Annotated in this window: 12 protein-coding genes; 2 read left to right on the top strand and 10 right to left on the bottom strand. The window is 58.3% G+C overall.

What is annotated here, in order from left to right:
• Entirely contained in the window at nt 1–1620 is a 1620-nt protein-coding gene (locus tag KGB21_RS14720; RefSeq protein WP_223505505.1) for a DUF2300 domain-containing protein, read from the top strand.
• A gap of 3 nt (nt 1621–1623) precedes the next feature.
• Nucleotides 1624–2436, top strand: coding sequence for a YfaP family protein (locus KGB21_RS14715; RefSeq protein ID WP_223505504.1), 813 nt, complete (start codon nt 1624–1626; stop codon nt 2434–2436).
• A 28-nt stretch (nt 2437–2464) separates the two neighbouring features.
• On the opposite strand, the gene KGB21_RS14710 is transcribed toward KGB21_RS14715, so the two are convergent.
• From KGB21_RS14710 to eat, 10 genes are all read right to left on the bottom strand, one after another.
• Nucleotides 2465–2770 (bottom strand): type II toxin-antitoxin system RelE family toxin, encoded by a 306-nt coding sequence (locus KGB21_RS14710; RefSeq protein WP_223505503.1) that lies wholly within the window; start codon nt 2768–2770, stop codon nt 2465–2467.
• Nucleotides 2760–2999 carry a type II toxin-antitoxin system RelB/DinJ family antitoxin gene (locus KGB21_RS14705; protein WP_007946857.1) on the bottom strand — a complete coding sequence of 80 codons (240 nt, stop codon included), beginning with the start codon at nt 2997–2999 and terminating at the stop codon, nt 2760–2762. Before KGB21_RS14705 ends, KGB21_RS14710 begins: the two co-directional genes overlap by 11 nt.
• A 455-nt stretch (nt 3000–3454) precedes the next feature.
• Nucleotides 3455–4207, bottom strand: coding sequence for a helix-turn-helix transcriptional regulator (locus KGB21_RS14700; protein WP_034148101.1), 753 nt, complete (start codon nt 4205–4207; stop codon nt 3455–3457).
• 229 nt (nt 4208–4436) lie between these two features.
• Nucleotides 4437–4964: an inorganic diphosphatase gene (ppa, locus tag KGB21_RS14695; protein ID WP_007990564.1), complete on the bottom strand. Its 528-nt coding sequence runs from the start codon at nt 4962–4964 to the stop codon at nt 4437–4439.
• Between the two features lie 113 nt (nt 4965–5077).
• Nucleotides 5078–5890: a zinc-dependent peptidase gene (locus tag KGB21_RS14690; RefSeq protein ID WP_223505502.1), complete on the bottom strand. Its 813-nt coding sequence runs from the start codon at nt 5888–5890 to the stop codon at nt 5078–5080.
• A gap of 6 nt (nt 5891–5896) precedes the next feature.
• The gene (locus KGB21_RS14685) at nt 5897–6553 is read right to left on the bottom strand and encodes a DedA family protein (RefSeq protein ID WP_223505501.1); all 657 of its coding nucleotides are present in this window, start codon (nt 6551–6553) and stop codon (nt 5897–5899) included.
• Nucleotides 6554–6861: 308 nt separating this feature from the next.
• Nucleotides 6862–7323, bottom strand: coding sequence for a GNAT family N-acetyltransferase (locus KGB21_RS14680; RefSeq protein ID WP_034148104.1), 462 nt, complete (start codon nt 7321–7323; stop codon nt 6862–6864).
• 115 nt (nt 7324–7438) lie between these two features.
• Nucleotides 7439–8263, bottom strand: coding sequence for an ethanolamine ammonia-lyase subunit EutC (gene eutC, locus KGB21_RS14675; protein ID WP_034148105.1), 825 nt, complete (start codon nt 8261–8263; stop codon nt 7439–7441).
• 8 nt (nt 8264–8271) lie between these two features.
• Nucleotides 8272–9666 (bottom strand): ethanolamine ammonia-lyase subunit EutB, encoded by a 1395-nt coding sequence (locus KGB21_RS14670; RefSeq protein WP_223505500.1) that lies wholly within the window; start codon nt 9664–9666, stop codon nt 8272–8274.
• A gap of 182 nt (nt 9667–9848) precedes the next feature.
• A complete protein-coding gene (gene eat / locus KGB21_RS14665) occupies nt 9849–11219 on the bottom strand; it encodes an ethanolamine permease (RefSeq protein ID WP_223505499.1) in 1371 nt (456 codons plus the stop codon).
• Between the last annotated feature and the right edge of the window lie 96 nt (nt 11220–11315).

Genomic DNA, 11315 nt, shown 5'->3' with positions numbered 1-11315 from the left:
ATGTTTCGGCCTCTGATCTGTTGGCTGCTGTGTTTGATCCCTGCGCTGGCGACAGCGCAGGACGAGCCGCTGCGGCTGGGTTTCAAAGGTGAATTGCTGTCGTTGAGCCGGACGCAGGTGATTACACGCGAGCCGTTGGCGGCTGATGTGCAGGCGCCATTGGGCAGTTTGTGGAAGTTGTTCGTTTACGCTTGGCTGGTGGATACCGGGGCTCATGAGGCACCTTACGAATGTCGCGGCGAGTCGAAGGAAGAGGTTTATTGCTGCACCGCGGGTGGCAAGATCGAACGCGATCAGGCGTTGGTGAAGTCGTGCGGCTTGTACTTTGAGCCGGCACGCTTGGGCATTACCGGTGCTGACTGGCGCAGCTATTGGCAAGCGCGACAGGCGCCGGAGTGGTTGCTGGATTTGCCATCTTTACAGCCTTCGACGCGCGTGTCGGTGGCTGGATTGTTACGGGAGCTGGCATTGATGCCCGCGCAGGATCAGGCGCGACGCGTGTTGCTCGATGTGGTGTTGAGCGCCGCTGACGGTAATGTCGTCGGCGAACTCGGAGGCCGGTTGCGGGTGAAAACCTGGAGCTGGTTGGGGGATCAGGATCCATCGTCACGTCAGGGCGGATTTGCCGGTTGGACGGCGGATGGCACTCCAATCTGGGCCGGTGGGCGTGGCACCAGTCAAATGGTGCTTCGTCATTATGGTGCGGCGTTGGCAACGGTGTTGCCGACAGGTTGGCCGGCGGAGACGGGGCGTTGTGTCGAAGTCGGATTGTTTTCCCGCTATCCGATCGGGCGCGTTGTAGCGGGAGATCGTGTGGTTTCTGACGGGCCATTACAGGGCGATTTCCGCGTCGAATTCACCAACGGCAACCAACTCGATATCCACAGTGACGGCGAGCTGTTCTTGTTGAATGACAAGCTCGTCGCCCGCCTGGACCGCGAAGAGTACGTCGCGCGTGTGCTCCAGCGTGAAGCCAAACCGGAGCCGGCCGAGGCTGCCAAAGCCCTGGCCGTTGCAGTCCGCACCTACCTCCTGCAAAACGCCACCCGCAACGGCGACTGCCTGAGCATCGACGACAGCAGCAGCCGTCAGCGCGTCGCCCCGCGCCCGGCCTCCGCAGAAGCCCGCCGCATTGCTGCGTGGACCAGCGACCTGGTGCTGGCCGGCAGCACCGTCACCTACCATTCAGATCAAGCAGGCCCGGACAAATTGTCCTGGCAGCAAGCGGTCGAGCAAGCCAACGCCGGTCAGCGCTACGACGCCATTCTCCTGCACGCTTACCCGCGCGCCAGCCTCAGTCGCTGGGACAATCCCGTCGCCTCCTGCGAAGCACTGCCCGCCGCCCAGGACTGGCTGCAGAAGCAGCGCCGTGGCTGGCGCCCACGGCTGGAAAGCGAAACCGGCTACAACGAAGTCAGCACCTTCGCCGTCTGCCGCCTGACCTTCGGTCGTCCCTATGTCGATCGCGAACGCCAGCGCATCTACGTGCGCGGCGTGCTCTCGCTGCAAGACCGCCTCGACCTGACTCACGAATACCTGCACCTGGCCTTCGAAGCACACCCCAACGGCCAGGATGAAACCTACATCGAAGGGCTCGCCCGTCAACTTTTGCTGGAATAGACCATGACACTTCGTTATCCGACGGTCTTGTTGTTGCTCTGCACGTTCGCCGTGGTATCGCCGGCAATGGCTGCCGACAGCGTTAAACTGGATACCCCTGCCGGCGGCTGGCGTACTGGCACGCCCGAAGGTGAAGGCGAACGTTTTCGCCAAACCGTCAACTACCCCGCCTCATCGGTGAACACCCCGGCAGGGCAGGCCAACACCGCACGCATCGCCGGGCAGATCAACGCCGTGCCTAAATCTGAACAGCCCGGTCGGTTGATCGTGAACGGGGTCAGCATGCCGCTGAAGATCGACCCGACCGGTCGCTTTGATCGGCCGTTTTCATTCCCCAACGGCAGCAACAGTGTCGAAGTCCGCAGTCCCGATGGCCAACAACGCCGTCGTGTTCAGTTTTTAAATGCCAGCGGTGGCTCAACACCGGCGAAATTGCGCGTGTTGCTGGCGTGGGACAGCGATGGCACCGATCTGGATCTACACCTGATCACCCCCGACGGTGCCCACATCTGGTACGGCGACCGCGTCGCGCCCAATGGCGCTGCACTCGACGTCGACGTGACCACCGGTTACGGCCCGGAAATCTTCGCCATGCCGGCGCCGATGAAGGGGCAGTATCTGGTGTATGTGAATTACTTTGGCGGCGGGTATCGCAGTGATGAAGAAGGGCAGGAAGAGGCGGTTCAACCGCTGACCACCGCGCAGGTGACGGTGATAACCGAGGAGGGCACGCCGAGCGAGAAGATGGAGACGTTTCTGGTGCCGATGCGAGCGGTGGGGGAGTTGACGTTGGTTAAGGGGTTTAGTTATCCGTGAGTAAAACAGTCTCGAGCAGTTGCTCAGATTAATAGTCAGCAGGCTGCTGAGTGATTCGGTCCTGAGCATCTTGGTAAGCGGTTTCACGTTCTCGCTTTCCAATTGCGACCACAAACACCACAACCTCTTGGTCAATCACTTGATAGATCAGGCGATAGCCAGCGCTGCGTAGTTTCAGCTTGTAGCAATCTGGCAAATGACGCAGTCGATTGGCTTCGACACGAGGGTTTTCCAATACCTCAGCCAACTTCTTTTTGAACTGCTGGCGCAATGTATCGCCCAGTTTGTTCCACTCTTTCAGCGCACGTCGATCAAATTCGAGGCTATAGGTCATCCAGATTTACCTTGACCCGCTGGGGAGCGGCAAGACGTTCGGTGACCACCGCGATGAGGGCTTCATCCTCTTCGCTGAGCAACGCGGCTTTGAAAGGAAGCTTGCCCCGTTCGGCAACGTACTGAAGTGTTTGGCGTAAAAGTTCGGAGGGCGTTACTCCAAGCTTTTCCAGCTCGGCAAAGGAGCGTTGTTTCAGCTCATCGTCGATGCGGATATTGATGGATGCCATGGTGAAGTACCTGTAATGACGTTTGTCTTTACGGTATCAATTGAGGTCAATGTTCGACAAGCGTCGATTCGGATTTCAGACGACAGGGGCACTTTCTGTCAGGCATTAAAAAGCCGGCTTGTGGCCGGCTTCTCGGGGACTGGCTTGGTTCATTTTTGGTAAACCGCGCCAGCCTTCAAAACGTACACCCGGATCTTGCGTCCGGCTGTGGGACTCGGCGAGAAAATCATCTGCCTTGTCGGTGCGATCGGAGCCGCGGGGCGGGTCGATGCAAATGTGGGGCGCAGCATACTGATTTTTTTGGGGAATTCCCAGCTTGGGGTGAATGTTCCCTCTAGGAAGGACAAGATCAAAAGATCGCAGCCTTCGGCAGCTCCTACATGAAAACGTGAATCCCTGTAGGAGCTGTCGGAGGCTGCGATCTTTTGAGTCAATAGCGCGGGCAAGCCATGGTGCTACAGGAACGGCACCTCTGGCCTGCGCTTGTTCAGTGTCGACCACCAGAACACCCAACCCAGTACCCTGATATTTTGTTCCTCGATTTGTGCGGGTCTAAAGACCTCATCCGGGTATTCAGCGCTGTTGTGGCTGCGCATGCGCAGCGAGTTGCCCGGAACGCGATGCAGGTATTTGATCCGCAACATGCCGTCATGCTCGATGGCGTAGATCTCGCCATCAATAATTTGCGTGAGCCCGCGGTCAATGGCGAGGATCGAACCATTTTCAATTTTCTCCGCCATGCTGTTGCCGATCATGCGAGTACAGATGGCGTCGGCATGGTTGATTTCCAGGGAGTCGAGATCGCTGCGGGGAAGGCGGATGGACTGACCGGGGTCTTTGATGACATGGGTTTTGTTGGAGTCGGGTGTGATGACTGTTTCTTTGTAGAAGGGCAGTTCGACATCGGTCGGCTCGATGACCCTGTAACAGCCCCGGATCGCTTGGGCGTCGAAGACGTTGCCGGATTCGTCGAGCAGGCGCAGTTCTTTCGAATTTCTCGGACCTTCGCCGATTTTCAGCCACTCACTGTTTACAGAGAGACGTCTGGCGACCTCTTCCATTCGGTAGTGGGGCACGCCTCGGGTGTACCAGTTGTGGACGTTTTGTGGCTTCTTGATTTTCAAGAACTCGGCAAATTCCGTCGTCGTGATATTCGCCTCTTCGAGGAGCATTTTGAATCGCGCACCGCAGGTTTTGTTCTTTTTCATAAACGCGAGTCTACCCGCGCGGCATAAGGCTTTGATTCAACGAACCGTTCAAATTTCGAGGGAAATTTAAGACTGGATGTAAGACGCTAATGGAGGAAATTAAACAAGGAAAAACTCAAGCGGCCAGATCTTAAACGGCATGTTGACGACGCTTTACGGGCACCCACAAAAAACCCCGGATTTACCGGGGTTTCTCTTAAGGCTTGCAGCTTGAAGCTAGCCGCTGCTCTTAGCCTTTATAGGCCGCAACCGACTTGGTGATCGCTTCGCGGGCGGCGTCTGCACCGGCCCAGCCTTCGATTTTCACCCATTTGCCTTTTTCGAGATCTTTGTAGTTCGCGAAGAAGTGCTCGATCTGCTGGATCAGCAGCGCAGGCAGGTCGGTGTATTCCTTCACGTCGACGTACAGCTGGGACAGCTTGTCGTGTGGAACTGCGATGACTTTGGCATCGCCACCGCCGTCGTCGGTCATGTTCAGGATGCCGACTGGACGAGCGCGGATCACCGAACCTGGAGCAACCGGGTAAGGGGTCACGACCAGCACGTCGAGGGGATCACCGTCGTCAGCCAGGGTGTTCGGGATGTAACCGTAGTTGGCCGGGTAGAACATTGGGGTGGCCATGAAACGGTCAACGAACAGGCAATCGCTGTCTTTGTCGATTTCGTATTTGATCGGCGCGTGGTTGGCCGGAATCTCGATCGCGACGTAGATGTCGTTCGGCAGGTCTTTGCCAGCCGGAATCTTGCTGTAGCTCATTGGGCTTTGCCCCCGTTAGTTGACCAGAAACACTTGGCCGGATTGACCAAAAAGTGGCGGCGATTATAGGCATATTCCTACGTCGACGCCACGTACCAGAAGTCGTGTAGACCTTAGTCGTGTGCCTGATAGACCGGGTTCTCGGCGAGAAGTTGCCGCAGCCTTACGAGCGGGTCCTGGCGATAAAACAGCTTCAGTTGCTCGTAGACCTGTGGATAAGCCTCATGCAGCAAGTCCGGGGCGCTGAAGAAGTATTCGCTGGTCACGGCGAAGAACTCCGCTGGGTTTTCGGCGGCATAGGGATCGATAGCCGTCTCTGCATCCGGGTTGCGATCCAGTTGCCGGTCGAGATCGTCGTAGGCTTCTTGCATGACTTTGGCCCAGTCGCTGACCCGCATGTCGGCATGCAGCGGCGGCAGGCCGTTGGCATCGCCGTTGAGCATGTCGAGTTTGTGCGCCAGTTCATGGATGACAAGGTTGTAGCCTTCCCAGCCGCCGCTGGCCATCACACCCGGCCAGGCCAGGATGATCGGGCCTTGTTGCCAGGCTTCACCGCTGTGCTCGCCGTCCCATTCATGCTCGACGCCGCTGGCGTCACGGTGACGCTGGGGGCTCAGGAAGTCGTCGGGGTAAAGGATGATTTCGTGAAAACCCTGATACCAGTTGAGATTACCGAGGTGTAGCAGCGGCAATTGCGCCTGGGCTGCCAGCAGCAGGCGTTGTTCCTGATGCAGCTCGACGCCGGGCAGGGCGGTCAGGTGTTTGTCTTGCAGGAACAGCACGCAGGCTTCGCGCAACCATTGGTCTTCGGCGGTCGTGATGCCATCAAGGAAGCTCAGGTGCTGGCGCACCCGCTGCCACATGTCGTCGGCAATCGGGTGCCTGGTCAGGGTGCGCTGGCGGCGCCAGGCGCTCAGGGACCACATCGCCAATCAGCGGGATTCAGCTTTGGAATTCGAGCCACCGAAGCGGCTGCGGACCACACCGATGATCATCGGTACCAACGACAGCAGAATGATGCCGACGACCAGCAGCGACAGGTTGGACTTGATGAACGGTACGTTGCCGAAGAAGTAGCCGAGGGTAACCAGGCCGCCGACCCACAGGATGGTGCCGAGGATGCTGAAGGCGAAGAAACGCGGGTAAGGCATTTTCGCTACACCGGCGACGAACGGTGCAAACGTACGAATGATGGGCAGGAAACGCGCGAGGGTTACGGTTTTGCCGCCGTGCTTGTCATAGAAATCGTGGGTTTGTTGCAGGTAATCGCGGCGGAAGATCTTCGAATTGGGGTTACTGAACAGGCGTTCCCCGGCCGTTCGTCCGATGACGTAGTTGGTGCTGTCGCCGAGAATCGCCGCCAGCATCAGCAGGCCGCCGAGTAGAACAGGGTCCATGCCACCGCCGGCTGCTACGGCACCGGCGATAAACAGCAGCGAGTCACCCGGCAGGAACGGCATGACAACCAGTCCGGTTTCGCAAAAAATCACCAGAAACAGAATGGCGTAGATCCATGGCCCGTAATTAGTGACCAGCAAATCGAGGTAAACATCGAGATGCAGGATAAGGTCAAGTGGGTTGAAATCCATGGAGGAGCACCTGTAATGAAGGCCCGACTCAGCAGGCCTGTGCGGATGACTTCGCGTAAGGCTACAGACGGGTGTAGTTTTTCTTACAAGCCAGGAAGGTCGGCATTATACGGGTAGGCTAGTGAAAAGCGCGTGGTGTTTGTAGCAGGGGATTTCGAGCGCGCTATGAGCGGCCAGATGACATTTAATAACGTACAACCCTGTAGGAGCGAGCCTGCACGCGATGGTCGTGAACGATAATGCGGGGGAATCTGATACCCCTCGGCGTCCTTGAGTCCATCACGAGCAGGCTCGCTCCTACATAATCTTTACAACTCGTCGCTGATCGGCAGCACGTAGTTTTTGAACTCGGTGTCTTCCTTGAACCCGATGGATTCGTAGGTTTTCTGTGCGACTTCATTATTACTGCTGGTGGAAACGCGCATGCGCACGGCATTGGTTTCCTTGGCCATTTTCTTCGCGGTGCGGATCAGGTTGTCGGCTACCAATTGGCGGCGGGCGTCTTCGGCGACGTAGATGTCGTTGAGGATCCACACGCGTTTGAGCGAGAGCGACGAAAAGCTCGGGTACAACTGACAGAAACCCATCAGTTTGTTGTTGTCGTCATCGGACAGTGCCAGGTAGATCACCGATTCCTTGCGACGCAGGCGTTTCTCGAGGAACGCCCGGGACGAGTCCGGGTACGGCAGGGAGCCATAAAACTCGCGATATTTGACGAACAACGGGGTCAGCAGGTCCAGGTGTTCGAGGGTCGCTTGAATAATCCGCATGGTAGGTCTCGTCTCAAGTGGCTGTCTTCACGTGCTCTGACGGCAAAAGGTACTCACTGGCAGCCGTGCGTCGATCCTGCCTGAAAATGGAACGAAAGTGCAATGCGGAAGCGGTTCACGCATCCGGCGGACTGAGTAGGAAATTACCTTTCATGTCTGCACCTGCGTCTGACTCCAGCGTCTGAACCTGCGCTTCGTCTTTCAAATTGACCCCGGACAGCTGACGCCGACAGGCTTCGCGCATCAAATACAGCAAACGGTGTGCCGCCATGCCATAACTCAGGCCTTCGAGGCGCACGTTGGAGATGCAGTTGCGGTAAGCATCCGTCAGGCCGACCTTGGGGTTGTAGGTGAAATATAAACCCAGACTGTCCGGCGAACTGAGGCCCGGCCGTTCCCCGATCAGAATCACCGTCATTTTTGCCCCCAGCAATTCGCCCACTTCATCGGCGACCGCAACGCGGCCCTGTTCGACCAATATTATCGGGGCTACCGACCAGTTTTCAGCGCCAACTTGCTCCTCCAGGCGCGCCAGAAATGGCAGGGTATGCCGATGAACGGCCAACGCTGACAAGCCATCGGCGACCACGATGGCCAGATCGACCCCGCCAGGGTTGGCTGAGGCGTAGTCGCGCAAAGCTTGAGCCGATCCAGCGCTCAACTTTCGCCCCAGATCGGGGCGTTGCAGATAGCTGTTACGGTCTATTGCCGCGCTGTGCAGCAAAATACTTTCACGCCCGCGTTCGGCCAGTTGCGCGCTGAGTGCCACATGATCAAACGGCAAGTGCACAGCATCCCGCGCCTGGGCATGGGCGTACTGGAAATCCAGCTGGGCGCGGGTAGGCATGCTGGTGCCGGTGCGTCCCAGAGCAATCCGCGCCGGTGTCAGGCGTCGCAGTTCAAGCCAAGGGTTGTGCGGATCGAAAGGGGGCTTATCCATGTCAACACTCATCCCAGTTGCGCCAAGGCTTGGCGGAAGGCTGGCGGCAGGTTGTTGCCGAACAGAACCTTGCCGTCCGCCTGAGTGAATATGCCCATTTTTGCCAGCCACTGTTCGAACTCCGGTGCGGGCTTCAATCCCAGGGTCTGCCGGGCGTAGAGCGCATCGTGGAACGAGGTGGTCTGGTAGTTGAGCATGATGTCGTCGGAGCCGGGGATGCCCATGATGAAGTTGATCCCGGCCACGCCCAGCAAGGTCAACAGAGTGTCCATGTCGTCCTGGTCGGCTTCGGCATGGTTGGTGTAACAGATGTCGCAGCCCATGGGCACGCCCAGCAACTTGCCGCAGAAGTGGTCTTCGAGGCCGGCGCGGATGATCTGTTTGCCGTTGTAGAGATATTCCGGGCCGATAAATCCTACGACGGTGTTCACCAGGAACGGGTTGAAATGGCGCGCCACGGCGTAGGCCCGGGTTTCGCAGGTCTGTTGGTCTACGCCGTGGTGGGCGTTGGCTGACAGGGCGCTGCCCTGGCCGGTTTCGAAATACATCAGGTTGCGCCCGAGGGTGCCGCGATTGAGGCTCAAACCGGCGTCGTAACCTTCTTTCAGCACGTTCAGATTGATACCGAAACTGGCGTTGGCCGCCTCGGTACCGGCGATCGACTGGAACACCAGATCCAGCGGAACGCCGCGATTCACCGCTTCAATCGACGTGGTGACATGGGTCAGCACGCAGGCCTGTGTCGGAATTTCGTAGCGCTGAATAATCGCATCGAGCATTTCCAGCATCGCGCAGATCGAAGCGATGCTGTCAGTGGCCGGGTTGATTCCGATCATGGCATCGCCATTGCCGTGTAGCAGGCCGTCGAGAATGCTCGCGGCGATACCGGCTGGTTCGTCGGTAGGGTGATTGGGTTGCAGACGCGTGGACAGGCGACCGCGCAGGCCCAGGGTGCCGCGAAATTGGGTGACCACACGGATTTTCTGCGCCACCAGCACCAGGTCCTGCACGCGCATGATCTTCGATACGGCGGCGACCATTTCCGGGGTCAGGCCTGGGGCGAGGGCGCGCAGGACCTGTTCGTCGGCGGCGTCGCTGAGCAGCCAGTCACGAAAGCCGCCGACGGTGAGGTGGCTGACCACGGCGAAAGCGTGATGGTCGTGGGTATCGATGATCAGCCGGGTAACTTCGTCGGCTTCGTACGGAATCAACACTTCTTCAAGGAAGTGGCTCAGTGGAATGTCGGCCAACGCCATCTGCGCGGCTACGCGCTCGCCATCATTGAGGGCGGCGACACCTGCCAGAAAGTCCCCGGAACGCGCGGGGCTGGCCTTGGCCATGACTTCCTTGAGGCTCTCGAAACGGTAGGTCTGAGCGCCGATGGAATGGGCAAATACGGCCATGGGATGGGTTTCCTTCTGATTCTGTTTCACCGCTAATCCCTGTAGGAGCTGTCGAGTGCAACGAGGCTGCGATCTTTGAAGGCAAGATCAAAAGATCGCAGCCTCGTTGCGCTCGACAGCTCCTACAGGTGGTGTGCACTTCAATGTAGCGGCACCGGGCAACAGGCCCGGCGCCGGTGCAACTAGATACCTTCGAGCATAGCGTCCGCCGGTGCTTCGGAGCGCTGCCGGGCGGTCAGTTGGAAATACAGGTAACCGGCCACCATGAAACCGAGGAAAACCAGGCCGATCAAGGTATTGAACCAAGCCATCGCCACCAGACACACCACCGCCAGAAACAGCGCTATGCCCGGCACGATCGGGTAGCCAGGGGCACGGAACGTGCGCTCCAGGTTCGGCTCGGTTTTACGCAGCCTGAACAGGCTCAGCATACTGATGATGTACATCACGATGGCGCCGAAAACCGACATGGTGATCATTGCCGCCGTCAGGCTCATGCCTTGCAGGTTGACCAGTCCGTCGCTGTATATGGCCGCGATACCGATCACGCCGCCGGCGAGGATCGCCCGGTGCGGTGTCTGGAAGCGCGACAGTTTAGCCAGGCCACGAGGCAGATATCCGGCGCGAGCCAGCGCAAAGAACTGCCGCGAGTAGCCGAGGATGATCCCGTGGAAACTCGCCACCAGCCCGAAAAGGCCGATCCACACCAGCATGTGCATCCACGTTGAATTGTTGCCAACCACCGCTTTCATGGCCTGGGGCAGCGGATCATTGATGTTCGACAGCTGACGCCAGTCGCCGACGCCACCGGCCATCACCATCACGCCGATGGCCAGGAACACCAAGGTCAAAATGCCACTGACATAGGCCCTGGGAATCGTGCGTTTCGGGTCCTTGGCTTCTTCGGCGGCCATGGCCGCGCCTTCGATGGCAAGAAAAAACCAGATAGCGAAGGGAATGGCCGCGAAAATGCCGGGAATCGAAGCCATCGTGAATTCATTTGAGCCGGACCAGCCGTTGAGCACGAAGTTACTGAAGCTGAAGCCCGGAGCGACCACGCCCATGAATACCAGCAATTCGGCGACCGCCAGCACGGTGACCACCAATTCGAAGGTGGCCGCGATGCTGACGCCGAGTATGTTCAGGCCCATGAAGACGAAATAGGCGCCAACGGCGGCGATCTTCGGGTCTAGTTCCGGATATTGAACGTTGAGATAGGCGCCGATCGCCATGGCGATTGCCGGGGGCGCGAAAACGAATTCGATCAGCGTGGCGATGCCGGCGATCAATCCGCCTTTCTCACCAAAGGCGCGGCGGCTGTAGGCAAAGGGTCCGCCAGCGTGGGGAATTGCAGTAGTCAATTCGGTAAAGCTGAAGATGAAGCAGGTGTACATCGTCGCCACCATCAACGCGGTGACGAGAAAACCCAGTGTGCCTGCGGTGCCCCAGCCGTAACTCCAGCCAAAGTATTCGCCGGAAATCACCAGGCCGACGGCAATGCCCCATAAATGCAGGGTGCCGAGTGTGGGTTTGAGCTGTGTGGAAGAAGTCATAAGTCCTCGCTGTCTTTTTTTTTTGATCTGTTGGACTTTCGGGAGCTGCATTTGCGTGTAGAGCGGGCACGCAAGGCCCGTGCCAGAGCGGCCAGG

Origin of the sequence: Pseudomonas sp. GL-RE-29, assembly GCF_019947275.1 — a bacterium.
Classification (GTDB): domain Bacteria; phylum Pseudomonadota; class Gammaproteobacteria; order Pseudomonadales; family Pseudomonadaceae; genus Aquipseudomonas; species Aquipseudomonas fluorescens_A.
The sequence above is the reverse complement of the archived record's forward strand: the minus strand, read 5'-3'. Positions and strand labels throughout refer to the sequence as shown.

What these genes read in the sequence shown, in the direction of transcription:
- eat (WP_223505499.1), bottom strand. Translation starts at nt 11,219, where the DNA reads ATGACTTCTTCCACACAGCTCAAACCCACACTCGGCACCCTGCATTTA.
- KGB21_RS14710 (WP_223505503.1), bottom strand. Translation starts at nt 2,770, where the DNA reads ATGACCTATAGCCTCGAATTTGATCGACGTGCGCTGAAAGAGTGGAAC.
- KGB21_RS14700 (WP_034148101.1), bottom strand. Translation starts at nt 4,207, where the DNA reads ATGAAAAAGAACAAAACCTGCGGTGCGCGATTCAAAATGCTCCTCGAA.
- KGB21_RS14690 (WP_223505502.1), bottom strand. Translation starts at nt 5,890, where the DNA reads ATGTGGTCCCTGAGCGCCTGGCGCCGCCAGCGCACCCTGACCAGGCAC.
- KGB21_RS14680 (WP_034148104.1), bottom strand. Translation starts at nt 7,323, where the DNA reads ATGCGGATTATTCAAGCGACCCTCGAACACCTGGACCTGCTGACCCCG.
- KGB21_RS14705 (WP_007946857.1), bottom strand. Translation starts at nt 2,999, where the DNA reads ATGGCATCCATCAATATCCGCATCGACGATGAGCTGAAACAACGCTCC.
- KGB21_RS14720 (WP_223505505.1), top strand. Translation starts at nt 1, where the DNA reads ATGTTTCGGCCTCTGATCTGTTGGCTGCTGTGTTTGATCCCTGCGCTG.
- ppa (WP_007990564.1), bottom strand. Translation starts at nt 4,964, where the DNA reads ATGAGCTACAGCAAGATTCCGGCTGGCAAAGACCTGCCGAACGACATC.
- KGB21_RS14685 (WP_223505501.1), bottom strand. Translation starts at nt 6,553, where the DNA reads ATGGATTTCAACCCACTTGACCTTATCCTGCATCTCGATGTTTACCTC.
- eutC (WP_034148105.1), bottom strand. Translation starts at nt 8,263, where the DNA reads ATGGATAAGCCCCCTTTCGATCCGCACAACCCTTGGCTTGAACTGCGA.
- KGB21_RS14670 (WP_223505500.1), bottom strand. Translation starts at nt 9,666, where the DNA reads ATGGCCGTATTTGCCCATTCCATCGGCGCTCAGACCTACCGTTTCGAG.
- KGB21_RS14715 (WP_223505504.1), top strand. Translation starts at nt 1,624, where the DNA reads ATGACACTTCGTTATCCGACGGTCTTGTTGTTGCTCTGCACGTTCGCC.